The 24,856-nt window shown below is 39.2% G+C and carries 21 protein-coding genes; 8 read left to right on the top strand and 13 right to left on the bottom strand.

The features are described from left to right. Positions 1-308: 308 nt before the first annotated feature. The 3 genes from V7122_RS06375 (at position 309) to V7122_RS06385 (ending at position 3,586) form a co-directional block, all read left to right on the top strand. Positions 309-1,154, top strand: coding sequence for a M15 family metallopeptidase (locus tag V7122_RS06375; RefSeq protein WP_335487811.1), 846 nt, complete (start codon positions 309-311; stop codon positions 1,152-1,154). A gap of 201 nt (positions 1,155-1,355) precedes the next feature. Next, positions 1,356-2,768, top strand: a complete 1,413-nt coding sequence (locus V7122_RS06380; protein WP_438824018.1) for a S41 family peptidase — start codon at positions 1,356-1,358, stop codon at positions 2,766-2,768. 236 nt (positions 2,769-3,004) lie between these two features. After that, positions 3,005-3,586 carry a DUF7010 family protein gene (locus tag V7122_RS06385; protein ID WP_335355323.1) on the top strand — a complete coding sequence of 194 codons (582 nt, stop codon included), beginning with the start codon at positions 3,005-3,007 and terminating at the stop codon, positions 3,584-3,586. 68 nt (positions 3,587-3,654) lie between these two features. Here the strand turns inward: V7122_RS06385 and V7122_RS06390 are convergent, their stop codons facing one another. The 8 genes from V7122_RS06390 to V7122_RS06420 all read right to left on the bottom strand — a co-directional run bounded on the left by V7122_RS06390 (position 3,655) and on the right by V7122_RS06420 (position 13,356). Continuing rightward, on the bottom strand, positions 3,655-4,998 hold the full coding sequence (locus tag V7122_RS06390; RefSeq protein ID WP_335526062.1) for a M20/M25/M40 family metallo-hydrolase: 1,344 nt from the start codon (positions 4,996-4,998) through the stop codon (positions 3,655-3,657). 233 nt (positions 4,999-5,231) lie between these two features. Further along, positions 5,232-8,291, bottom strand: a complete 3,060-nt coding sequence (locus V7122_RS06395; RefSeq protein ID WP_335526063.1) for an efflux RND transporter permease subunit — start codon at positions 8,289-8,291, stop codon at positions 5,232-5,234. Between the two features lie 347 nt (positions 8,292-8,638). Beyond that, complete coding sequence (locus V7122_RS06400) at positions 8,639-8,950, bottom strand: hypothetical protein (protein ID WP_335526064.1); 312 nt, start codon at positions 8,948-8,950, stop codon at positions 8,639-8,641. A 127-nt stretch (positions 8,951-9,077) separates the two neighbouring features. Next, positions 9,078-9,191, bottom strand: a complete 114-nt coding sequence (gene cydS, locus V7122_RS25715) for a cytochrome bd oxidase small subunit CydS (RefSeq protein ID WP_438824013.1) — start codon at positions 9,189-9,191, stop codon at positions 9,078-9,080. A 2-nt stretch (positions 9,192-9,193) separates the two neighbouring features. After that, positions 9,194-10,222, bottom strand: a complete 1,029-nt coding sequence (locus V7122_RS06405; protein WP_335487413.1) for a cytochrome d ubiquinol oxidase subunit II — start codon at positions 10,220-10,222, stop codon at positions 9,194-9,196. Beyond that, positions 10,219-11,565, bottom strand: a complete 1,347-nt coding sequence (locus tag V7122_RS06410; RefSeq protein WP_335526065.1) for a cytochrome ubiquinol oxidase subunit I — start codon at positions 11,563-11,565, stop codon at positions 10,219-10,221. The genes V7122_RS06405 and V7122_RS06410 overlap by 4 nt, the downstream gene beginning before the upstream one ends. Positions 11,566-11,882: 317 nt before the next feature. Continuing rightward, positions 11,883-12,263 (bottom strand): hypothetical protein, encoded by a 381-nt coding sequence (locus tag V7122_RS06415; RefSeq protein ID WP_335526066.1) that lies wholly within the window; start codon positions 12,261-12,263, stop codon positions 11,883-11,885. 115 nt (positions 12,264-12,378) lie between these two features. Continuing rightward, entirely contained in the window at positions 12,379-13,356 is a 978-nt protein-coding gene (locus tag V7122_RS06420) for a proline dehydrogenase family protein (RefSeq protein WP_335526067.1), read from the bottom strand. A gap of 429 nt (positions 13,357-13,785) precedes the next feature. Here V7122_RS06420 and V7122_RS06425 point away from each other — a divergent pair, with 429 nt between their 5' ends. From V7122_RS06425 to V7122_RS06435, 3 genes are all read left to right on the top strand, one after another. Further along, positions 13,786-14,949 carry a pyridoxal phosphate-dependent aminotransferase gene (locus V7122_RS06425; protein WP_335526068.1) on the top strand — a complete coding sequence of 388 codons (1,164 nt, stop codon included), beginning with the start codon at positions 13,786-13,788 and terminating at the stop codon, positions 14,947-14,949. 182 nt (positions 14,950-15,131) lie between these two features. Beyond that, positions 15,132-15,536, top strand: coding sequence for an ATP-binding protein (locus V7122_RS06430; RefSeq protein ID WP_335487402.1), 405 nt, complete (start codon positions 15,132-15,134; stop codon positions 15,534-15,536). Continuing rightward, the gene (locus tag V7122_RS06435) at positions 15,533-17,407 is read left to right on the top strand and encodes an ATP-binding protein (RefSeq protein ID WP_335526069.1); all 1,875 of its coding nucleotides are present in this window, start codon (positions 15,533-15,535) and stop codon (positions 17,405-17,407) included. Before V7122_RS06430 ends, V7122_RS06435 begins: the two co-directional genes overlap by 4 nt. Before the next feature lie 45 nt (positions 17,408-17,452). Here the strand turns inward: V7122_RS06435 and V7122_RS06440 are convergent, their stop codons facing one another. Beyond that, a complete protein-coding gene (locus V7122_RS06440; protein WP_335526070.1) occupies positions 17,453-18,982 on the bottom strand; it encodes a DHA2 family efflux MFS transporter permease subunit in 1,530 nt (509 codons plus the stop codon). A 183-nt stretch (positions 18,983-19,165) separates the two neighbouring features. Between V7122_RS06440 and V7122_RS06445 the strand changes: the two genes are divergently transcribed. Beyond that, positions 19,166-20,065 (top strand): TetR/AcrR family transcriptional regulator, encoded by a 900-nt coding sequence (locus V7122_RS06445; RefSeq protein WP_335526071.1) that lies wholly within the window; start codon positions 19,166-19,168, stop codon positions 20,063-20,065. A gap of 96 nt (positions 20,066-20,161) precedes the next feature. On the opposite strand, the gene ribD is transcribed toward V7122_RS06445, so the two are convergent. The 3 genes from ribD to V7122_RS06460 form a co-directional block, all read right to left on the bottom strand. Next, positions 20,162-21,250, bottom strand: coding sequence for a bifunctional diaminohydroxyphosphoribosylaminopyrimidine deaminase/5-amino-6-(5-phosphoribosylamino)uracil reductase RibD (ribD, locus tag V7122_RS06450; RefSeq protein WP_335526072.1), 1,089 nt, complete (start codon positions 21,248-21,250; stop codon positions 20,162-20,164). 130 nt (positions 21,251-21,380) lie between these two features. Further along, a complete protein-coding gene (locus tag V7122_RS06455) occupies positions 21,381-22,148 on the bottom strand; it encodes a GTP cyclohydrolase II (protein WP_335526073.1) in 768 nt (255 codons plus the stop codon). A gap of 41 nt (positions 22,149-22,189) precedes the next feature. Further along, a complete protein-coding gene (locus V7122_RS06460) occupies positions 22,190-23,290 on the bottom strand; it encodes an FAD-dependent monooxygenase (RefSeq protein WP_335526074.1) in 1,101 nt (366 codons plus the stop codon). A gap of 204 nt (positions 23,291-23,494) precedes the next feature. Here V7122_RS06460 and V7122_RS06465 point away from each other — a divergent pair, with 204 nt between their 5' ends. Next, the gene (locus tag V7122_RS06465; protein ID WP_335347045.1) at positions 23,495-23,818 is read left to right on the top strand and encodes a winged helix-turn-helix transcriptional regulator; all 324 of its coding nucleotides are present in this window, start codon (positions 23,495-23,497) and stop codon (positions 23,816-23,818) included. A gap of 176 nt (positions 23,819-23,994) precedes the next feature. Here V7122_RS06465 and V7122_RS06470 read toward each other — a convergent pair whose 3' ends face one another. Continuing rightward, positions 23,995-24,729, bottom strand: a complete 735-nt coding sequence (locus tag V7122_RS06470) for an amino acid ABC transporter ATP-binding protein (RefSeq protein WP_335347037.1) — start codon at positions 24,727-24,729, stop codon at positions 23,995-23,997. Positions 24,730-24,856 lie beyond the last annotated feature (127 nt).

The raw sequence follows: 24,856 nt of genomic DNA on the forward strand, positions 1-24,856 counted from the left end.
TAACATAACAAAAAGGTGGCTCTTAGGAGTCACCTTTTATGTCTAGTTCCAGCGCCTACCCCCAACGTACAGGACGTACTAGTGTCGACAATGCGACAGGACGTCGCGTTTTTGTCGACCTCGAGGTCACAAGCCAATCCTGAAAGGTAGAGCTCACCTTTCCGTTAGGATCGTCTTGTGCTTGTCGGGGGTGACCAAGGTGCTTGCGCTTTTCTTTTTCAAATATATGGTACAAAACAATCTCTGAAAAAAGTTCTTTTTCATGTTAAAATAATAGGCGGAAAAAGTAATCAAAGACAGGTGAAAAAATGAAAAAGATTGTTGTTTTAACTGCATTATCTTCCATTATGCTTGCAGGCTGTAATCAGCTTCAGCCATATTTAGAGAAGATTCCTTTTTTACAAAAGGAAGAGACAGCTTTGGATGAAAACAAGCAGCCAGAGGAAGGTACGGTTAAGGAAGAGGAAGGCGGAACTGCCAAGAAGAACGACAGCCAGGAAAGTGATATTCCTTCTCTTAAAGCAAATTATTTTAATGAGATAGTGACTGTTGATGGAAAGCGGATCATTCAAAATCCAACGAATCATATGGTTTTAGTAAACAAACAATATTCTCTTCCAGATGGGTATGCCCCAGAGGATTTGATCATGCCAGCTGTTATGTTTTCGTTCGGCGAACAGGATATAGAAAAAGCCTATTTAAGGGACGCAGCAGCTAAAGCGCTTGAAGCTATGTTTACAGAAGCAAAGAAGCAAGATATACATTTATTTGCCGTATCCGGATATCGTTCATTTGATAGGCAGAGGGCCGTTTTTGATGCAGAAGTAAACAAATATGGAGAGGAAAAGGCTATACAGGCGGTAGCCATTCCAGGAAGCAGCGAACATCAAACGGGATTAGCTATGGATATCTCCAGTCAAAGTGCCAACTTTGAGTTATCAGAAGAATTTGGTGAAACGATGGAAGGAAAATGGGCAGCTGAAAATGCTCATCGATTTGGTTTTATCCTTCGTTACCCTAAAGGGAAAGAAGAAATCACCGGTTATAAATTTGAACCTTGGCATTTCCGGTATGTAGGTAAAGAAGCAGCAGCTGTTATTTTTGAAAAACAGCTTACATTAGAAGAATATTTTGAAATTGTGAAGAAAATATAGGAGGGGTCAGACGAGATGTCTGGCTTCTTTTTTATAAATTTTCTTCATTTATGTATTTTCTTTGTGCTTTTTATTGGAGTAATGGTATTCTATTCATTAAGGATTTCACTGAGAAATTTTTGGTTATGAAAGTGGTGAGAAGTTTTGCAAGATAAAGATGTCAATCAAGAACCACCGGTTAAACAATCAGGCTTTATTCGTATGAAAAATTTCCATTTTGTTATGCTCGTGTTTGTTATTGTCTTTTTATCAGTAGGGATTACAGCATTTGCACTTCCTTTTGGCGGTGAAAAGGCCGTAGATAAGGGTGCTTTTGATCGTAAAGAATTTGAAAAACTATATGCGGCATTTGATACGTTGAACAATGCCTATTTTCAAGAGGTTGATCAGGATAAATTAATCAATGGCGCCATCAATGGCATGGTTGATGCACTCGATGATCCATATTCGGATTATATGACGGTAGATGAGGCTAAAAGCTTCCATCAAAGCATTTCTTCTTCTTTTGAAGGCATCGGTGCAGAAATTCAGGAACAAGCCGGATTCATTGTTATTGTGACTCCAATTAAAGGCTCTCCCGCTGAAAAGGCTGGTTTAAAACCGAATGATAAAGTACTATCCGTTGATGGGAAAAGTATTCAAGGTATGAGTGCCACCGAGGCAGTTACTTTAATAAGAGGGAAAAAAGGGACAAAGGTAGAGCTGTCCATTCAAAGACCAGGTATGGAGGAAGCATTATCTGTTCCGATTATTCGTGATACGATTCCAATTGAGACTGTTTATGGCGAGATGCTGGAGGATGGGATTGCAAAGGTCCAAATCACTTCATTTTCCGAGAACACGACAAAGGAATTAATCGAAACCTTAAATGAATTACAAAGTAAAGGGATGAAGGGAATTGTGCTTGATCTAAGGCATAATCCCGGCGGTCTTTTAGAACGGGCAATAGAGATTTCCAGTCTTTTTGTTCCTGAAGGGAAAACGATCTTCCAAATCGAGGATCGAAATGGAAATCGAGAGGAAGTTAAGTCTAAAGGGTCAAAAAATCCAAATATTCCTTTGGTTGTCGTTATTGATAAAGGAAGCGCAAGTGCTTCTGAAATTCTTGCTGGTGCAGTTAAAGAGTCAGCAAATGTATCTTTAGTTGGTGAAAAGTCATTTGGCAAAGGTACGGTGCAGCGTGCAGAAGATTTTTCAGATGGATCTAATTTGAAATTTACAACCGAGAAATGGTTAACCCCGAATGGTAATTGGATACATAAAAAAGGAATTAACCCTGATTATGAGGTTACACTGCCTGATTATGCTTCATTACCTGTCATTGATCCAGATCAAGAATTAAAGTTAAGCTCTTCCTCTGCACAAGTAAAGGTTGCTCAGCAAATGCTTAAAGCCATTGGCTTTGACCCAGGAAGAGAAGATGGATTCTTTGATGAACAAACAAAGTCTGCAGTAGAAAAATTCCAGACGGCCGAAAAACTTGAGGTCAACGGCGTATTAGATGGAAGTTCAACTTTGAAATTAATGGAAAAGGTCAGAGAAAAGCTAAATAAAAATGATACGCAAATTCAAAAAGCTTCTGAAATATTGAAACAACAGCTAGGATCTAAATAAAGTGAAACTACAATCAGTGAGGGGTTCTTTCATCCCCCACTGATTGTTAGTTGCGGCCCACAGGATGTGGGTCACACAGACGTTGCCACAGGACGTGGCGCTCTTAGTCTGTGTTCCTATAATCGGGCCTTTACGGGCTGTTGATCCCCCACTTAGAAATTTTTATTTTACTCAACTTCTTGAAGTGGGGGTCTTACAGCCCGTTAATCTGCGATAAAACAAAAGGGGATAGTGATATGGATTTTAAAAACATGACTGTAGGTGAACTAAAGGCAGATTTGATTAAAGATGCCAAAAAAGGATACCCTTTCTTACTCGCGGGAGCCTTCTATTGGTTAGTTATGGGAGGATTGGGCTTTTTCATAGAAAGCCAACAGCAGCTCGCTCTTTTCTACCTGATTGGTACATGTAGTATTTTCCCATTGGCTATTGCTATCGGCAAAATACGTAAAATCAATCTTTTAAGTAAAAATCCATTAGGGGCTTTAGGAGGAATTATAGGAGGCATTCAAGCATTTTACATACCGGTTTGGGTGATCATTTACATTGAACAATATGAATTAATCCCAATGGCCATAGGTATTTTAGGAGCCTCACACTTTTTGCCATATTTATGGATTTATCAAAGTAAAACGTACGGAATTTTTACCATTGCAATGGCTGCTGTCTCTTTTATTTTCGGTTATGTCTTTATTAATCATGCATTTATGCTGCTGCCATTTTTACTATGTATACTATATCTTCTATCCGTTATTGCCCTGTCGTTTGAGACAAAGTCATTTATCTCTATTGATGAAAGGAAGGGGATTGGCAAATAACAGTATATCTATATAAAACAAAAAGTGAAGCTGCATCTAATGGATATCAGCTTCACTTTTTCTATAAACTATTTTCCAATCAAACTATATACAGAAGCTCCAACTAAATCCCCAGCCTCCTTCAAACGCTCAACACTAATATATTCGATTTTATCTTGTGGTGTGTGGTAATAAGGCTCTAGGTTTGCAGTACCAGGCTCACGGCGAATGAAGTTAACAGCTGGAATCCCCGCATCGTGGAAGGATACGTGATCGGAAGCTCCGCGCTGATAGAGAACTAATTCAGACGGTGTTCCAATTCTTTCAGCTGTCGCCAGCGCTGTTTCCGTTACGATGTTTGCCTTGCCATCAACAGTATTCATATAGATGGCTGTTGCATTTTCCCAGGAGGTTCCGACCATATCCATGTTGAAGTTCGCAACGCTCCGCTCAACCTCATTCTGACTTAGCTGACTTACATAATAGGCGGATCCGACAAGGCCAATTTCCTCCGCGCCAACAAAAACAAACCTCAATTCTTTTTCAATCGGATAGCTTTTTAACACTCTTGCCAGCTCTAAAGCAGTAGCTGTACCAGACGCATTGTCACTGGCACCCGGTGCAAATGGAACACTATCAAAATGGGCAGACACGTGTACAATGTCGTGGTTTTTTCCTTTTTGAGGGGTTCTTGTCGCAATGATATTTTGTGATTTTGCATTGGCAATCCGCTTCACTTTTAATGTCACCGTTTTGTTTTGGGCAGCGATATCTTGAATTAATGCTTCGCCGCTTGCTTTTGAGATCCCTCCAACAGGAATTGTCGTATCTCCACCGATGGAAGGATTCAATGGTCCAGGGGAATCCACATTATTATAAATCAGCACTCCGATAGCTCCAGCAGCTATAGCGTTATCGATTTTTTCTTTAAATGTGATGTCGCCTCTTGAGATTAGAGCTATCTTTCCCACTGCCTCCTGTGTAAAATCGGTTAATTTCCCTAGCCCAGCATCGTAAAGACTTGCAGTGATCCCTGCTTCAGGAGTATCCGCTGAACCGGCAGGGATACTAACCATGACTTCATTTTGATCACTAGTCTGTAAATGCCCTGTCATTTTATCAGGAATACTGAATTCTTGTGTCGTTACTTCATATCCGTAAGAAACCAAACGATCCTTAATAAACTTGGCGGCTCGCTGCTCACCTTCTGTACCCGTTACACGCGGGCCAATCGTTTCGGATAAATAATAGACATCTTCATATATACGCTCTGCACTAACTCTAGCAATAACCTTTTGATCAAATGCTTTTTCACTTGGATGAACAACGTGATTAGGTGCAGCCTCTGCTGTATGGGCGGAATTCATAGGAGCTAGATACAAACTTGAAGTGACTAATAGAGTAGAAAGCAAAATGGAAGAGCCTTTTTTCAAAACAAAAACCTCCTTATGATATGATTTCACAAAAGGAATTCGCTTTTATTTCCTGCAAACCTTTTCGAAAACGAAAAACAAAACTTTCAACCTAGCAACATTTCAATTTATTAGGTCCTTAATAATGAATTATTTTATAGACATAAGTCTTAAGACCAGGAAAAAAAGTCAACAAAAATAACCCAAAGCATATGCTCTGGGCTATTTCTTAAAGCGATCTTCCTCTTTCATTCCTACTTCACTGTTTCTGGTACAGCTTGAACCTCGATCATCTCTTTGCGCCGCTGTTTCCTAGCCGCTCCAATACTCAGTGCCTTTACTGAAAATAAACGGTAAACGGCCGGTATAAGAAGTAATGTAATAAAAGTCGCGAACATTAAGCCGAAAATAATAACTGTGGCCATTGGCGCCTGATAATTACCCGATGTGCCTGAGGCAAGCGCTAATGGAAGCATTGCGCCAGCTGTTGTTAAGGTTGTCATGAATATTGGACGAATACGGTTTTTACCTGCTTCAAGAAGTGCGTCTTCAACAGAGAAGCCCTCTCTGCGAAGCTGTTTTGTACGATCAATTAACAGAATAGCGTTGTTTAAGACGATGCCAATTAACATGATGACACCCATTCCTGACATTAGATTTAGCTCCATCTGAGTGATAAATAAACCTAGAATGGCGCCTACAATCGTCATCGGAATCACTGACATGACAATGAGTGGGTGGCCTAAATGATTGAACTGAACCGCCATAACTAGATATACCAGGAAAAGAGCAATTCCTATTACAAAGACCATTTCCATCATTAATTCCTGCTGTTGTTCCAGGTCCCCTGCAACTGATACTGATAAACCTGCTGGGGCCTTGAAATCCTCGATTAATTTCTGGACATCTCTATTGACCGCTCCAAGGTCCTTTCCTTCAATATCGGCAGAAATGGCGATAAACCGTTCCCCGTCTGAGTGGGAAATCTCATTTGGCGTATCCACGCTTTTCAATTCAATGAAAGCAGATAATTTTCTCTCCCCTTCTATAGTTGGTACCTTCATATCCAGCAAATCCTTTTTCGTTGCGGTCTTTTGATCCCATTTTACAAATAAAGGCATCTTCTCTTCGTTTATCGACATTTCACCAATAGGCATTTGTAAAAACGACTGCTCAATGAATTGTTTAATTTGAAGCTGGGAAAGTCCAGCCTTTTCAATTTCATCCGTTTTTAAAACAATGACTTCCTCTTGGGACATCCGCTCCATTGACGTTCTTACGCCAACAATGCCATCAATCCTTTGCAGCTCTTCCTTAAAGTCACCGGCTGTTTCTTGCAGCTGCCCAATGTCTTCTCCTTTTATTTTCACTTGAACAGGTGATCCACCGCCACTGGATAAGGCACTTTGAATACTTTCAATTGGATACGAATCCTGCATCTCCCGCAGTGTCTTCAAGATTTCTTCATTTACTTCCTTTTGTTCCTTTTTAATCTCATCGCCTTTTGTCATATTGATGATACTGTACAGCATTCCGCCATTATCAAGTACATAACTCGTATCTACATCCTCGATGGCACTCAGTTTTTCATTCATCGTTTGAACGATTTCGGCTTTTTCCTGATTTGTAATACCTGGTTCTAGATCAACCATTAGCTCCGAATATCGGTTAAACATATCAGGCATAATCGTCATTGGGATCTTTGTTACTAGTAATAATGACCCTGCAAACATTAGGAAAAAGAGAGTAATGACACCGAGACTGCGGCGCTTTTTCTTGATGGTCCAGGAAACAGCATGGCTATACCCCCGCATAAACATTCCTTCTTTAGCTGCTCCCTTTGTCTTTTTAAGCTTCATAAACTTATCGGATAATGAAGGAATTAATGTAAAGGCCACAATCATGGAGCTGATTAGTGTAATGGCAACAACTACTGAAAGCATGATCATAAATTGACCCATTTCGCCGCCGATCATTCCAATTGGAAGGAATACGACAATAGTCGTTAGAACCGATGCAATTACGGCCGAAGCGACTTCCTTTGTTCCCTCTAAAACCGCATCAAACTTGTTCAAACCTAGTTCTTTCTTTCGATAAATGGATTCTAGGATAACGATGGATGAATCAACCATCATCCCAATTCCCAATCCAAGTCCAATTAAGGTCAAAATATTAAAGCTATAGCCAAACATCCACATCGCTGCAAAGGTTAATAATACGGATGTTGGAATGGAAATACCGATAATGATCGTAGCCCTCAGATTTCTAAGGAAAATGAGAAGAATGACTGCAGAGATTAGCCCGCCAATAAGGATATTGTCTGTTACCCCATCAATCGATTCCTGTACATAGTCTGCCTGTGCAACCATTTCATTTAATTGAAAGCCTGTAACTAAACCTTCATCCCGAATTTTTTTAATTTCCGCCCGAACTGCTTTTGCCATCTCAATTTGCGTTACATCTGCCGCCCTGCCAACCTGGATAAAAATAAGATCCTTCGTTCCATCTTTCCATACAAATGATGAACTTTCCTTAGGCTGCAGGGAAATAGCTGCTACCTTGTTAAGCTCAATAAATCCTGATTGGGTAGGAACTTTTAATCCCTTTACATCAGCAATATTTTCTAATTTCGTATTCCATCGCAAAGAAGGTGAGTCCTTTTCATTATTAAGTACGCCCAAAGTAGCTTCATTATTGGACATCTGGATGGCACCAATTACCTGGCCTGCCTCTAACCCATGCATCAGCATTTCTGCACGATCAAATTCAATTGTCACTTCATGCTCCAACATTCCAGAAAGCATTACGTCACGTACCTCTGGAAGCTCTTCTAATCTAGGCTCCAATACGTTCTTTGCAAATCCTGTCATATCCCCCATGCTGCCGCCAGAAATATCCATGAAGAATTCATAGCTCTGACTTGCGCCGTACTGACCAGCATCCATTTCCTTAATTCCTGGATTTTCGGCCTTTGCAGCGTTAACAATTGACTCTACTTCCTTAAATACCTCTTCCCCTCGTCCCCGCTCAAAGGTCATCTGCAGGGAGCTCCTGCCTATCATAGTAGTCGATTGAATATCTTCGACACCGTCAATTCCTTTTATTTTCTGCTCTAATGGGGTTGTGATTGTCCGTTCAACTTCAATTGCAGCCATTTCTCCCGCACCAACTTCAACATAGGCACCGTCCATACGGATGGCTGGCATTAATTCCTTATCTAATTCGAATAACGAGTAGCTTCCAATGGCTAAAACCATCACTGACAGTAAAGCAATTAACATTTTCCTTTGTACAATAAATTTCAATAATTTCAAGCCTGTTCTCCTCACTCTCTCCTTTACCTTATGGAGTTAAAATGGATTTGGAGATTTTAACACAATTAGGTAAAAGTTAACATTTTATTCTTTTACCATCTTACCTACATTTCCACCCTTTCATAACGAGCCTTAGACAGATATTTATCTAAGTCTACAGTCTTAGAGGGAGTAAACATTTAGTCTAATAATAAAAAAGAGAGCCTCTAAAAAGTCGAGTGCTCCCAGCAGAATGCTTGTCCTATTGAAAAATTTTCGTTAATTGTAGAAAATACACTTTTGGATATTGATCATTTAGATGGTTATATTCTTGAGGAACTTCAAATTCATGTAGGTAAATTATGAGGCTATCGATGCAGTTGTGCCTTCATCTTGACGATGTCTCTTTCATTTTTAACAGCCTTTTCCCAGATTAGATCTTGGTCGGCTTGAATGACCATTAGCTTTTCCATTATTTCACTTCTCATCTGCTTTTGGTCCTCTTTAACCACACTTACTTCTTTTTTCAGATTTTTCAATTCTTCTTCTACCTTATCCAAACTTTCTTCTACCTTACTCAATCGAGCTTCTACCATATCCAATCGACTGTTTGTACCGCCTACCATAGTGATTAACGTAGTAAGCATTTCCTCGATTTTATCAAGCCGGCTTTCATCCATTACATTCACCTCCATTTCAACATAGCTATATTATGTCATATTTTGATTTTTAATAGAAGCGATTTCAAAATGTAAAAAAAGGCCAAAGCACTCTTTCAAATAGGAACTTTGACCTTCTATATTCAGCTTATTTCCGCTCACTTCTATGAACCGCTCCGTCTTTAGGCCCTAGCCAAAAAGCTGCCACTATCGCCAAAGCTACAACAATAAATGGTGCATAAAAAATAAAAAAGTTCTCCATATTCACGAATCCTCCTTCATGACTCTTCCTCTAACATAATTTTTATCAAATAAAAACAGTCTTAATAGAAGCCATAAGGATGGAACGAGTAAACACAGGCCAGCAATAAATGCAACTATTAGCGAAATCGCCATTGCTTCATTTGTAAAACTGTCATAAATAGTTAAGTGTGGATACAGAAGATATGGATAATGAGATATTCCGTATGCAAAAAAAGCCAAGGTAAATTGTCCTGCTAATAATCCGAAGGCAAGGCCATATTTCTTCCGCTTCCAAATTAGCCACACCGTTCCGATAAATAGGATAAATGACAGTCCAAGCAGCCACCAAACATCTAGCATTCGTGCATAATGCTCAGCATTATGGGCCCGCAGTTCTACAATAATTCCAGCTGCTGTAATCATTAATGGGGCTGCCCAGATTAATGCATACTTTCTTAATAACTCAGTTGCATTCTGATCCTGCGCTTTATTCGCATACCATGTTAAAAATACAGCAGATATATAAAGAACAGCTGCTAAACTAAGCACAACAATGCTCCATGTAAGGGGGCTAGTAAACAGCGCCCAGTAATCGAGCACAGGATGATCATTGACCATTGTAACGAAGCCGCCTTCTGAAATAGTTAGCACAATGGAAAGGGATGCTGGAATAAACAAGCCTGATAAGCCGTACATAAAGGTATATCCCCTATGGCCCCTTGACCCATATGTCTCAAAAGCATAATAGGATCCTCGAATCGCAATCAAAATAATGGAAATACTCGCTGGAACAAGTAGAATCGTGCCGTAGTAAAAAGCAGTTTTTGGAAAAAATCCAACCATACCAACAAAAAAGAAGACTAGAAACACATTTGTGACTTCCCAAACTGGCGATAAATATCGTTGAATGATATTTGTTAAAATATGCTTGCGCCCTGTATACAAGCTATATGCGTTAAATACACCAGCACCAAAGTCAATAGAAGCAACGAGCACATACCCAAACAGAAATAGCCAAAGAACAGAAATTCCAATTACCTCAAGTGTCACGAATGCTCACCGCCCATTTCTGTATGCCGATCTTCCAGCTCTTTTTCCACTGGATTTCTTCTAAACATTCTCGTTAACACAACAATGCTTCCAATCCCTAGAATCAGATATAAACCAGCGAATAACACAAGCATAAGGTCAATTTGACCACTAGTTGTCGCGGCGTCCTCTGTTCTCAAAATTCCTCGCAGGACCCATGGCTGTCTGCCTACCTCAGCAAACCACCATCCCGCTTCTATTGCAATAACAGAAAGCGGCCCTCCTGCCACAATAAAGCCTCGGATCCATGTCTTTCTTACAAAAGGCCAGCCCTTCCATGTTCCAATAACATATACAGCCGATAGTACCGTCAGCCATACTCCTATAGATACCATAATGTCAAATAAATAGTGAATATAAAGGGGAGGAATTTCGTCCTCTGGAAATTGATCTAATCCGATCACTTCCGCAGATAAACTACTATGTGCCAGAATACTTAATGCAAAGGGAATTTTAATGGCATACTTAACCTCTCCATCTTCTAGAACTCCGAATAAATATAGCGGCGCATTTTCTTCCGTTTCAAAATGCCATTCAGCTGCCGCTAATTTCTCCGGCTGGTACTCAGCTAAATATTTGCCTGAGAAATCACCAATAACTGCGGATGCAATGGAGAATATGAGGCTTAGCTTCATCGTTAAATAAAGCGCCTTTTTGTGATAGATATGGCTTGATCCTTTCAGTAGCCGGAATGCAGCTATCGCAGCTAGAACAAAAGCTGAAGTCATGTAAGCAGTTGCCAAAACGTGAGCAACCTTTGTTGGCATTGCAGGATTAAACATCGCAATAAGCGGGTTAATATTGATCAGTTGACCACCAACGATGTCAAACCCTTGCGGAGCATTCATAAACGCATTCACAATCGTGATAAAAACAGCTGAAAAGGACGCTCCGACAGCAACCGGTATTAATAACAGCAAATGCTTCTTCTGATTCTCAAATCGATCCCAAGTATACAAATAGATCCCTAAAAAGATGGCCTCAAAGAAAAACGCAAATGTTTCCATAAATAGTGGCAGAGCAATCACATTTCCTGCTAACACCATAAAGTTTGGCCATAAAAGCGAAAGCTGCAAGCCAATCGCAGTTCCAGTTACAACTCCAACAGCAACAGTAATGACAAACCCTCTAGCCCACCTTCTTGCCAGTAAAATATAATGTTCATCATTTTTCTTAATACCAATCCACTGGGCAATCATAATCATGAGCGGAATCCCTACACCGATTGTGGCGTAAATAATATGAAACGATAATGTCAGCTCTGTAAGTACCCGGCTAAAAAATACAGCCTCCTCTTTTCCCATTTCCTAATCACCTCCTTAACTGCCAAATACTCTTCCTAATAGTGATAGCAGCATAATCCCAGCAGCTGAAAAAACTACCCACATCAATATTTTTTCTTGCTTTTTATACATGATCACCACTCCTTACCCTTCTCTTGCATGCAGACCCCTCTGCAAACTCGACAATTTTCCAATGCATTCATAATATAAATGTGAAACACGATAACATTTATGGAATAATTGCTCCTACCATAAGATTCCCCTTCATAGCCATGTATAAAACAATTGAATGAAAAATAAATAAGCCCCCACTGTTTGTGGAGGCTTCCATGTTACTGTTATTTCCTTTTTCGCCAGTAGTATGCACCTAATTGAGCAAAAACTCCTAACCCAATTCCCATAAACACCCACATAAATAAAGAGATAAGTCCCGCTAAATCTCCCCATCCAGAAGAGTCACTAAAGAAAAGGCGATACATTTCAATAAATCCAATGATGAGACCAGCCAGAAAGAAGATAAGTGCTATTTTGAAACCAAAGCGCACTAATAATAATGCGACCAGTCCAACCGCCAACGAAAACCCTAAATAAGCAGCCAGGTTTTTAACATTTAATTCGGAATCTAAAACCTGGCTAACCCCTACTATATGTAAAATAAAAGAAATAACTGACACCAATAATCCAATCTTCCAGTAATATTCTTTTTGAGCCTTGAACATTTGAATCTCCCCATCACTTATCATTGTTATTCTTATTTTACCATCAATTATCAAACAAAACAGGCCTGCCCCTTAAGAGACAGACCTTTCCATTCAAAACGTGAATGAACCCGTATTATTTTTTGTTTTTCTTCTTCGTCATTCTTCCTAATAAGAATGCTCCCGCTGCTATACCAAGTACAGTGTTCGTTTTCTTGTTAAATACTTGTTTCGCAACTAGGTTTAGGTTTTGTGGTCTTTCCGCAAGGCGGCGCATAAAGTATCCATACCAGTCATTGCCGAATGGCACATACGTACAGAAGTTATATCCCTCTTTTGCCAGTTGTAATTGCATATCTTTTCTAAAGCCATATAGCATTTGGAATTCATATTTATCATTTGGAATATCATTCTTTTTAACGAATTCCTTCACATGATTAATAATATTATGGTCATGTGTGGCAATGGATGTAAATTTTCCATTTAATAAATGATATTCGATCAGCTTAATAAAGTTTTTATCGATGTCTCCTTTATCTTGGTAGGCAACTTGCTCAGACTCTTTATAAGCGCCTTTTACGATACGAAGACGGTAGTTTTTGTACTTTTGGATATCTTCTTCTGCACGAAAGAAATAAGCTTGGATAACCGTTCCAATATTATTATACTCCTTGGAAAGTTCGTCCAATATGTCAAACGATGGCTGAAGATGTCCATAATCCTCCATATCAAAGTTGATATGCATATCATACTTACTTGCTAAGTCGACAATTTCTCTTAAATTACTTAAGCAAAAGTTATAATCAATATCTAAGCCTAATTGTGTAGGCTTTAATGAAATATGAGCATCTACTTGATTTTGATGAATCGCTTCAATTACCTTTAGAATTTGTTCCTTCGCTTCTGTTGCTTCTTCCTCTTTAAATACAAATTCACCTAAGTTATCTACCGTACACGAGATTCCGTGTGCATTGAGTTCTTTAATACTTTTGATCGTTTCTTCTATATTTGTTCCTGCTACAACAGTTTGCGCACCCAATTTTAAACCATACTTTTTTGCAGCACTATTAAGAAATTGGTTTTGAGAAAGGCTCATGAAGATATCTTTTAACATAGTGATTACTCCTCATTGTTATTTTTATAAAATAATTATATCATATCTTGTCGAAAATAATATTCACAAATCTAATTGAAACTTTTAAGTTTTTTCTCTTTTTCGAAACTTGAACCTTTTGTCAAGCAGATGACTAAGAAGATGATTTTAGTATGCCCTTTTTCGCATTTCTAACTTCATTTTCACACATCCCTTTTAGACCTATTTCACAAATAGGCCAGTTTCCTTCATAAGCATGCGGAAACTGACCCTCATGACCATATATTATTTTTCCGTTATGAATAAAGCATCTTGTTCGAAAATATTCTTATAAGGCTCTAGACATTTTGACTGAAAAAATATAAAATTTGAAATTAAAATGCAAACATTTTAAATAGTATTAATGCTATTTTTTAATTATTTCATTTTATGATAGAAGAGGTGAAGCACATGGAATATTCAAATCGCTTAAAAAAACTGCCTGTCCAATTTTTTGCAACCTTAGTTGAAAAGGTTAGCAAAGCTATAGCAGAAGGCCGGGACATTATAAATTTAGGACAGGGAAATCCCGATCAGCCAACACCGCCTCATATTGTAAAGGCACTGCAATCAGCTGCTGAGGATCCAAAAACGCATAAGTATTCTCCGTTTCGCGGAATTCAAGAGTTAAAAAATGCTGCCGCTGAATTTTATTTGAAACAATACGGTGTTGAAATTGACCCATCGACTGAAGTGGCAATCCTTTTTGGAACGAAGACAGGATTAGTCGAGCTGCCTATGTGTTTATTAAATGAAGGCGATTTAATGCTGCTTCCTGATCCGGGCTATCCTGATTATTTATCAGGGGTTGTCCTGGCTAATGTTCAATATGAGACTTTTCCTTTAAAAGCAGAAAATAAATTTCTGCCTGATTTTAACGCGATCCCGATTCAGCAAAGGGAAGCGGCCAAGCTCATGTATTTGAACTACCCTAATAATCCAACAGGAGCGACTGCTGACCGTTCCTTTTTTGAAGAAACCGTTGCATTTGCAAAAGAACATCATATTACTATTCTGCACGATTTTGCCTATGGCGCGATTGGCTTTGACGGCAAAAGACCAACTAGTTTCCTAGAAGTAGAAGGAGCTAAAGAAATTGGTGTAGAAATGTATACATTGTCCAAAACGTATAATATGGCAGGCTGGCGTGTTGGTTTCGCAGTTGGCAATCCGAAAATTATTGAAGCTCTTAATCTGATACAAGATCATTTATACTGCAGTCTTTTTCCAGCGGTACAAATGGCAGCTGCTGCAGCCTTAACAGAGGATCAAAGCTGTGTGGATGAACTGGTTTCACGCTATGAAAGCCGCCGTAACGTACTAATAGAGGAATGCAGAAAAATCGGCTGGAAAGCAGAAGCACCGAGCGGTTCCTTCTTTGCGTGGCTCCCTGTCCCAGCTGGATTTACAAGTGAATCGTTCGCCGATTATTTGCTTGAAAAGGCAGATGTGGCCGTTGCCGCTGGAAAAGGCTTTGGCGAATACGGAGAGGGCTATGTCCGGGTTGGGCTATTAGTAGACGAAGAGGTGCTTGTAGAGGCTGTAGAGCGGATTGGGAAGCTGAACCTTTTCTAATTAGGAATTTATTAAATAAAAAGCGTTTGAAAAGAACTCGTATGAAAGCGGGTTCTTTTTTTAATTATTATTCTAATATAATAGTAAAATTCTACTATACTTTTATAAGAATTGTGATAAAATTTAGCTAAAATACACCAAAATACTCTTAAAATTCTAATATTTCTACAAAAGGATTGGAGATGAATTTGTACAAAATTATTATTGAACGAGAAGACGATGTGTATGTGGCAAGCTCAATAGGAAAAAAGGTTGCAAAGGAGCTAGGCTTAAGTTGCAGCCAACAAACCAAAGTGGTTGTTTCTATCATGGAGCTAACTCGTAACATCGTCTTCTATGCTGGTAAAGGCGAGCTTCACATAAGGCCACTTCCTCACTGTATAGAAATCATAGCAATCGATAAAGGCCCAGGAATTAAGAACTTGGAGCAAATATTGACTCAGACTTATTCCTCAAAAACGGGTTTAGGCTTGGGGGTAACAGGAGTAAGGCGTCTTATGGATGAATTTGAAATTACCAGCAATATAAATCACGGAACTAAAGTCCGAGCTGTAAAGTGGCTCAGTAATGGGGGTACCAAATATTGAATAAATCGCCTGCCTCTAATGAAGCCTTATATGGATTGATAGAATTGACACCTGATGGGACAATCCAAAAAATGAACACCGAGGGAAAAAGACTACTAATTTCAGAGGACAGCAGCTCCAATTACCTTTTTCACCGAATAAAAAATAACGAACTTAAGGCAAAACTGCATGAATGTTTTATGGGGAAATTAAATGAATTTATTCTGATTATCGATACACAGCCGCATTTTTTTCTGTTTCATCGAACATGTAAAGATGAAAAATTAGAAAAGATTCATATATTTATCTTTAATGTTAATCAGCTTCAAAGCATGCATGAACATAACAATTGGAATAATCACCTGTTATCCTCCATCGGGGAAATGGCAGCGGGAATTGCCCATGAAGTACGAAATCCCTTGACTGCCGTGAAAGGCTTTCTTCAGCTAATGGAGCAAAATTATAATCAAGAATATACTCAAATTGCGCAAAGTGAATTAGACCGTGCGATTCAAACCTTAAATGATTTAATGAGTGTATCAAAGCCTGAGTTTTTCCAGGAACAGCACACAACCTTTAATCTATGCTCTGTGATTGACGCGATATTGCTTTTATTTCAAAACCAGCTTTATCATATCCATTTAATAAGGAAATTCAACCACGATCAAGCCATGGTAACCGGCAGGAAGGATCAGATTAAGAAAGCGCTTTTCAACTTAATTAAAAATGCCATCGAAGCGATGAATGAAGGCGGCACGTTACTGATTGAGCAATACGAAGATGCTCTCGGAGTCCATCTAAGCATCTCTGATACAGGCATCGGCATCCCAAAGGACAAGCTTCGTCTGCTTGGCACTCCTTTTTTTACATTAAAACAGGATGGCAAAGGCATGGGTCTTGCCCAAGTATTTAATGCCATCCAAAGTAATAATGGCAGCATTCGTGTCAATAGCGAAACAGGACAAGGAACCACCTTCTTTCTTACATTTGCTAAAGCAAATCACCCATCCAATACATTTATAGGGGGCCATCCCATGATCAATTCGGTGCATTCAAAGGAAGAATTAGCACAATTTCTAAGAGACAATTTAGACTTTTATACGAAAGAATGGATTCAATATTTACAGAAAAATAAAAGCTATCTAACTTCTTTTATGAAAGAAAATCATCTTCTTGATGAGTATGAAGCGGAAGGAAATCCAATTATCAAGGTCGTGACAGAAAATATCCTTGAATTGAAAACGGAAGAAATTATGGAGAGGGCGAAGGAAAGAGGCGGCCAAAGTGCAAGAACTGACTTCCCAATCCATTTATCCTTGGAGCTATTTCAGTCCGCGCGAGGAATAATTTGGAATGCTATTAAGGTATTTTATCTTGAATCCAAGCATTCCCTAAGCATGGAAGAATTCTTCGCCCTTGAGCGATATGTTAATGACATTATTGATTTATACATAGATTCCCATACAGCTTATTATGTGAGCTATAAAGATGAATTATTAAAGATTCATCGTGAAACTGTCGATGAATTGTCTGTTCCGATCATCCCACTTGCCGAGAGGGTCTGTATTCTTCCTGTAGTGGGAAATGTTGATACGTATCGGGCAAAGAAAATCCGTGAAAAAACACTCATAAAGGTAAAGGAATTAAAAGCGGAGCAATTAATTATTGATCTTTCAGGTGTTCCTTATATCGATACATCGGTTGTTAACCACCTATTTAAGATTGTGAAAGGCATTAAACTACTAGGCTGCTCTACGATCTTAACTGGAATCAGCCCTGATACTGCAGACACAATGATTGAACTCGGAATTGAAATTGACAATGGCGTAAAAACGATGTCAGATCTTCAGCAGGCTTTACAGGAAATACGACAATTTGCCATAGGAAAATAAAAAATATGCACGAGCCCTAGTTAAGTGGGCTTCGTGCATTTTTTATTAATTCTCAGCTAATTTTGTTATTTTTGTACCTTCTGTTTTACTTTCCATTGGATCTTCCGCTTGTTTCGCTCGTTTAATAAAGAAGGCAAGTATGAGGGATACCGCAGCAATAAAGGTTGCGACAAAGAATGCATCATTAATCCCCTCAAGCATAGCCATCATCTCAATTTGCTGTTTCATGGCTGCCATTGCTGCTTCTGTAGGCGCTTGCCCAGCAGCATTTTTCATTGCTTCCGCAGCTAAGTTTGCTGCATGTGTTTCCGTACGATTGGACATGAGTGTAACAAGTATTGCCGTTCCAATCGCTCCGGAAATTTGATTTAGTGTATTATTCATCGCTGTACCGTGCGGATAAAAGCGTGCAGGAAGTTGATTTAAACCATTTGTTGATACAGGCATCATAACCATAGACATTCCTAGCATCCGTACAGTGTATAGCACCATTAAATGGCCATAAGTTGTATCCAGTGTTAATTTACTTAAATAATAAGTTGTTATCGTAGTAATGGCTAGGCCGATTATCGCTAGTATTCGTCCACCAATCTTATCAAATAACTTTCCTGTTATTGGAGACATAATCGCCATAACAATGGCTCCAGGCAGCATGAGTATGCCAGCATCCATGGGAGAAATGCCACGAAGATTTTGCACATAAATCGGAAGTAATAACATTCCCGAAAATAAAGCCATATTTAAAACCATCGATATAGACGCAGATAATGCAAACATCGGAAACTTAAATACTCCGAAATTAAGCATCGGACGTTCCATCCTTGATTGGCGCAAAATAAACCATATTAATGATATAACGCCAAGAATCAACGTGATATATACCAAGGGACTATCCCATCCCTTAGTACCAGCAGAGCTAAATCCATAAAGCATCCCGCCAAAGCCTACGCTGGATAATATAACGGAAAGGAAATCAAGGCGGATATCCACTTTATCTTTTTTATCCTTAAGCATGAAGAACCCAAGCAGTAATACAATGACAGAAATTGGTGTGATAAAATGAAATAGCATCCTCCAGTCATAATGTTCAATAATCCAGCCTGATAATGTAGGGCCGATTGCTGGTGCTGCCATCATAATTAACCCAAAGAACCCCATAGCCGTTCCTCTTTTTTCAATTGGGAATGAGACTAACATAACATTCATTAATAACGGCATCATAATGGCCGAACCAGAAGCTTGAAACATTCTTCCTGCTAATAACAATGGAAAGGCATGTGCAAAGCCAGCTAGAACAGTTCCGATTGTAAATAAACCAATAGCAGCTATAAATAAATGACGAACAGAATATTTCTGAATTAAAAAGGCGGTTGTTGGAATTAACACACCATTTACAAGCATAAAACCAGTTGTCAGCCACTGTACGGTCGCTGGGCCAACATTTAGATCCTCCATAATAGAAGGAAGCGCGATATTTAATAATGTATTATTCAAAAAGGTAATAAAAGCCCCAATCATGAGAATCGCAAGAATCCCATATGGTGCACCGTTTGACTTTTTAGTGGCTTCACCCATTATTTCTCCTCCTATACCTTAAGTACATTAATTTGTACTCGTGTTACACAGAACAATATCATATACCATGTGTTCAATTTTTGCAACAAAAAAATTCCATGTTTAAATGGGTTTGTCTAAACATTAAAATTAATGTACTATGAATTTTATACAGGGAGTCCAATTCATATAAAAGGTGATATTATGAACGAAAGAAAGAAACATGTTATTAAAATGGCCCATCAATTATTTATTGAAAAAGGGTTCCAGGCAACATCGATTCAAGATATTTTAACTTATAGCGGTATCTCTAAAGGGACATTTTATAATTACTTTTCGTCAAAAAGTGAATTATTAATCGCCCTCTTTAGGACCATATACAAACAACTGGAAAAAGAGCGAAATGATTTACTTATTGGTCAGGATCCTTCGAATATTGAGATATTCATTAAACAACTAGAATTGCAATTGGAGACCAACCGGGCAAACAAACTCATTTCCCTTTTTGAAGAAGTCATTTTTTCGAATGATGAAGAGCTTAAACAATATATTAAACGAGGTCACCTGCGAATACTCCAGTGGAAGTATCACCGTTTTATCGATATATTTGGGGAAGACAAGGAACCGTATTTATTGGACTGTGCCGTTATGTTTATGGGGATTCTGCACAATAATCTTAAATACAATAATTTGGCACACGGATCAAATGCGAGCCTTAGCAAAATTGTCCGATATTGTGTTAGTAGAATAGTGAAGATTGTGGATGAGGTGGCTGAAGCTGGGGATCAGCTGCTTAAGCCAGAGCTATTGGAAAACTGGCTGCCGAACTGTAAGGGAAACGATCATGCCTTCAAAAACAGTTTATACCATTCGATTTTAGAATTAAAAAAGACATTAATCCATCATGAAGAGAAGTCCAAATACATCGAATTACTGGATTTTATTCAAGAAGAAATCGTAGATTCCAAAAAGCCCCGTAAGTTTCTAATTGAGTTAACGATCCAAACTTTAAAACAAGAAAAGGTATTGTTTGCACATAAAGAACTTCTTCAAATAGAACAATTAATTTCTGCCTACTTCACTCAAATAGAGGAAATAGACTAAGATTTATTGCTAATCGATTGAAAAAATGAAAAGGTGCCAGCCTCTATCCCATTCGTTGGATAGAACTGGCACCTTTTGTCATAATGACTCAAAGGTTTAATAAGAAGGATACCCCATAAACTTGAAATCTTTCCCAATCTTAGTCACGGTTACATCTGATAATTCGATAGCATCGCTCATGATCTCGATTCCTGTCCCCTCCAAAAAAGTAGGTGCATGCTTTCCGCCTACTAATTTAGGAGCGATATAGAGGACGACTTTATCGATTAATTTATTTTCTAAAAAGGAAGCATTGATCGTTCCGCCGCCTTCAATTAATACGGATGAAACAAGCTTATCCCCCAATATTTCTACTACTTTATTCAGGTCAACAGTCTTTGAACCAGTCGTAACGTATACGGAAATTCCTAAGTCCTCTAGTGTTTTCCGCTTGTCTTTATCGTAGTTTTCATTAGTAAAAATCCATGTTTCCGCTTTCTTGTCTGTAATTACCTTGGATTCCAAAGGGATTTTCAAAGAAGAATCCAAAATAATCCGGATCGGATGGCGTCCATTCGGAATTCTTGAAGTCAGTTCTGGATCGTCATGAATAACGGTATTGACCCCAACGAGAATGCCCATATTTTCACTCCTAAGCTGATGGACATCGTGTCTCGCATCTTCGGAGGTGATCCATTTGCTGCTGGAAGTATGGGTTGCGATTTTCCCATCTAGAGTGATTCCTGATTTCAAAGTGATAAACGGCTTTTTCTCTACAATGAACTTATTAAAAACTTCATTCATCTTTCGAGCTTCTGCTTCACAAATTCCCGTGATGACCTCAATGCCGGCATCTTCGAGGATTTTTACCCCATTTCCTGATACAACTGGATTTGGGTCGAGCGTTGCAATCACTACATGTTTAATTCCAGCCTCCACAATAGCCTCTGCACAAGGGCCAGTTCTGCCATGATGGGAGCAAGGCTCAAGCGTCACATAAATGGTTCCGCCTCTAGCTTGCTCTCCAGCCATTCGAATGGCATGGATTTCCGCATGCGGCTCACCTGCTTTTAAATGGGCTCCAATCCCTACAACACGGTTATCGTTGACAATGACCGCACCAACCAATGGATTTGGATCGGTCTGGCCTTTCATCGCTTGTGCATTTTTCAAGGCTAATTCCATATAAAATTCATGATTCGTCATTCGGACAGTCCCTTCCTTCTTGCAGCAATTTTTCGGGTGTTGTCTATTCACCTGAATAATCTGTTTCGACAGATTTCAACGCGGGGCAGTCACCCGGATTCAGACGCTGCTTTGCACCTGAATCCAGTTGTTACATAACTCGAGGCTTAGCCGGCAACGTACCTTCCACTTCCATATGCCCGGATTTCTTTATTTTTGTCCGCAAATACTGTTCATTGTATTCGGAGATATCTCCCCATAATGGTGTTCTCCCTGAGACAGGCAACCCTGAAGCTCTTAATGCTTCAAGCTTTTTAGGATTATTCGTTATTAGCGTTACTGGTTTCGTTCTTAGAGCTTTAAGAACTTGAATCGCATCATCGTAGTTTCTTGTGTCATCGGCAAAGCCAAGAGCTTCATTGGCTTCCACTGTATCGTGTCCATTTTCTTGAAGGATATAAGCCATGGCCTTACTAAATAATCCAATTCCCCGGCCTTCATGGTTAGCCAAATAAAATAAGGCTCCCACACCATGCTCCGCGATCATTTTCATCGACTGCTTTAGCTGAAACCCGCAATCGCATCGCTTGCTTCCAAAAATATCTCCTGTATGGCAGATGGAGTGCATTCTTATCAAAGCCTCATCCTCATACTCAAAGTCACCATAAACAAGAACACTTGATTGTTGATATTCTGCTAGGTTCGCAGATGATAATTTAGAAATAACCTGTTGATATTCTTCCACTATTTCATCGCTTTTCAACCAGCTATACCACTTAAAAACAATGGTTTCTCCGTTTAAATTCACTGGTAGCCGGATCGGTCCGACTAAGTAAATCGCACCTTCACCTGATTTTATGATTTGAATTTTATCCTCTAAAACGGAAAGTCTATTCGAATTCAGCTGAGCTTCTCCCATCACGATTTCCCCCCATACCTTATTTCAACTTCATACCGTCATCAAGCCAAGGCTGGGACGGTAAAATTATCTTTATAGGATGCTTCTTTTATTAACTGCTGCTCTTGCAGTTGTACGATCTCATTCCGGCGGTCATTTTCATATTTTTTTAATTGAGACGCACTCGTATCATTGGTGGCAAGTGCTTCCATGATCACTTCCGATAAAACACTCGCATCAACTAAGGCACAATTAATGCCAAATGCTCCCGTTGGACTCATCGTATGGGCAGAATCCCCCATAATGACGAGGCCATCCTTTACCCATGTTGGACAATGGCAGCTTTGAACTTTTAATAAAATAAAATCATTCCATGATTGAATGTGCTGCTGAACCGTTTCCGTCAAGTCTGGAAAAGCATCGGTCACTTGCTTGATAAACGGTTCAAACGACTGCTTTTTCAAGTAAGGATACGAACCCTCTTCTATATTCCAGCCGATTTGTATAAATCCGCCTGCCTGGGTAAATAAAGCTAGCTGACTTTCCCCAACCAATGTCTGTTTAATCGTTGGCTCCCATCCTGCCGGGCTTGGTATTTTGGCCCAAAGAAGGTCATAACCATGTTTGATCGTCTGAAACGGCATTTCCGCCAATTTTCTTACTGTAGAAAACCGCCCATCCGCACCTACAACGATGGAGCTATTAATGGTCACTTCCTGATCGTCTTTTCTTGCTTTCACTCCAGTAATATGGCCATCTTCATCTTTGATTAATTCTGTAACCTTCGTGCCCATCATGAGCTTGTAATTTGGATACGGTTCGGATTCTCCGATCAACACGCTTAATAAATTTCGCTGCGGGACATGGATTCCTACATGTTGATCTCCTTCAGCAGGTGTTACCGTCTTAATCACTTGCCCATGATGCCAATATTCGATTCGTTCCATTAAAAGTAAACCTTGATTTTCGACCTTTTCATATAGGCCATATTTTTTTAAGATGGCTTCTCCATCCTTATTTAAATGTTCGCCACGGAATTCTTTATCAATCCCGTCATGACGCTCGACAACAATCGTTGATATATTATTCTTCGCTAGCAAATAGCCTAATAAAGCGCCGCCAGGGCCAGCACCAACAATGCAAACATCCGCTTCAAGATTCATGCTAACCCCCCATTCTTCAAAATAAATCCTCATCTGTAATCCATTTATTTGGTATAATGATCTTATATTCAATTTCAATTAGTTAGTTACTTTATGTAAGTAATTATATTTTTAAAAGGTACTTGTGTCAAGTGTATTTATGATGTATGGTAATTATATTGATGATTGTAAAATGGTATTTTATAAATAGAGGGGTGATGGATGATGAATAAATCTCTACTTTGTCCTCGATTCGAGAATGCTATGAATATTTTGAGTCAGCGCTGGACTGGCCTCGTGATTTACCAGCTACTGTCAGGTACAAAACGTTTCTGTACGTTAGAATCCTCAATTGGCATTAGCGGAAGAGTCCTTTCAGAACGACTAAAGGATCTTGAAAACCAAGGAATCGTCAAACGTGAAGTCTTCCCGGAAACACCAGTCCGAATTGAGTATTCCTTGACTGAAAAAGGTCTAGCCTTGGAGCCAATTATGAGAGAAATAGAAGAGTGGTCAAAATTGTGGGTAGAAGTGGAATCTGAAGAATAAAACCCATTCACATGCACACATACGACTAAATCAACAACAAGCTTTCATAGAAAAGAATTTTTTTATTGAAGTAAAAAACAGGCGTTCACAAAGTTGAAACTTTATGAACGCCTTTCTTTTATTGAGCATCCGTGTACCATTGGATCCCTGCTTGCACCAGGATCGGTCCACTAAAATTATTTCAATGTCCGTTTTAGGAATTCTCTCGTACGCTCTTGTGTTGGTTGATTAAAGATTTGCTCTGGCGTTCCTTCTTCAGCAATAACCCCTTTGTCCATAAATACAATACGGTCTGAAACTTCCCGAGCAAATTCCATTTCATGCGTAACAATTAACATAGTAAGACCTGTTTCTGCGAGCTCCTTCATAACTTTAAGAACCTCTCCAACCATCTCAGGATCAAGGGCTGAAGTCGGTTCATCAAATAACATAACATCCGGCTCCATGGAAAGGGCCCTGGCGATCGCCACACGCTGTTTTTGCCCGCCTGATAGCTGCTTAGACTTCGCATTTACATATTGGTCCATACCTACAACCTTTAAATATTTCATGGCGATTTTTTCCGCTTCTTCTTTTGAGCGTTTTAATACCTTCACCTGGCCAACAACACAATTGCTGAGTACAGTGTGATTATTAAATAGGTTAAACTGCTGAAAAACCATTCCTAGCTTTGTACGGTAAGCATGAATATCATGTTTATCATCTAATATATTTTCACCATGATAAATGATTTGACCGCCGCTCGGCTTTTCTAAAAGGTTTATACAACGTAGAAGTGTTGATTTACCGGAACCGGAGGAACCAATAATACAAACAACTTCCCCTTTATTTACGGAAAAATCGATATCTTTTAATACTTCATGAGATCCAAAGGATTTGCTTAAATGCTGTACTTCAATTACTTTTTCCAAAAGTGCTCCTCCTTCGTTATTGTCTAGCTCCAGCGCCTAGCCCCTCGAGTCACAAGCCAATCCGACAAGAAGGTTAAAGTACAACCTTCCTGCCGGCTTGTCTTGTGCTTGTCGGGGCTGAACAAGG

It is taken from the genome of Bacillus sp. JJ1532 (assembly GCF_036965085.1).
Classification (GTDB): domain Bacteria; phylum Bacillota; class Bacilli; order Bacillales; family Cytobacillaceae; genus Cytobacillus.

Coding starts and splice junctions, on each gene's coding strand:
- V7122_RS06375 (WP_335487811.1), top strand. CDS start 309: ATGAAAAAGATTGTTGTTTTAACTGCATTATCTTCCATTATGCTTGCA.
- V7122_RS06380 (WP_438824018.1), top strand. CDS start 1,356: ATGAAAAATTTCCATTTTGTTATGCTCGTGTTTGTTATTGTCTTTTTA.
- V7122_RS06385 (WP_335355323.1), top strand. CDS start 3,005: ATGGATTTTAAAAACATGACTGTAGGTGAACTAAAGGCAGATTTGATT.
- V7122_RS06400 (WP_335526064.1), bottom strand. CDS start 8,950: ATGGATGAAAGCCGGCTTGATAAAATCGAGGAAATGCTTACTACGTTA.
- cydS (WP_438824013.1), bottom strand. CDS start 9,191: ATGGAGAACTTTTTTATTTTTTATGCACCATTTATTGTTGTAGCTTTG.
- V7122_RS06410 (WP_335526065.1), bottom strand. CDS start 11,565: ATGGGAAAAGAGGAGGCTGTATTTTTTAGCCGGGTACTTACAGAGCTG.
- V7122_RS06415 (WP_335526066.1), bottom strand. CDS start 12,263: ATGTTCAAGGCTCAAAAAGAATATTACTGGAAGATTGGATTATTGGTG.
- V7122_RS06420 (WP_335526067.1), bottom strand. CDS start 13,356: ATGTTAAAAGATATCTTCATGAGCCTTTCTCAAAACCAATTTCTTAAT.
- V7122_RS06425 (WP_335526068.1), top strand. CDS start 13,786: ATGGAATATTCAAATCGCTTAAAAAAACTGCCTGTCCAATTTTTTGCA.
- V7122_RS06430 (WP_335487402.1), top strand. CDS start 15,132: ATGAATTTGTACAAAATTATTATTGAACGAGAAGACGATGTGTATGTG.
- V7122_RS06440 (WP_335526070.1), bottom strand. CDS start 18,982: ATGGGTGAAGCCACTAAAAAGTCAAACGGTGCACCATATGGGATTCTT.
- V7122_RS06445 (WP_335526071.1), top strand. CDS start 19,166: ATGAACGAAAGAAAGAAACATGTTATTAAAATGGCCCATCAATTATTT.
- ribD (WP_335526072.1), bottom strand. CDS start 21,250: ATGACGAATCATGAATTTTATATGGAATTAGCCTTGAAAAATGCACAA.
- V7122_RS06455 (WP_335526073.1), bottom strand. CDS start 22,148: ATGGGAGAAGCTCAGCTGAATTCGAATAGACTTTCCGTTTTAGAGGAT.
- V7122_RS06460 (WP_335526074.1), bottom strand. CDS start 23,290: ATGAATCTTGAAGCGGATGTTTGCATTGTTGGTGCTGGCCCTGGCGGC.
- V7122_RS06465 (WP_335347045.1), top strand. CDS start 23,495: ATGAATAAATCTCTACTTTGTCCTCGATTCGAGAATGCTATGAATATT.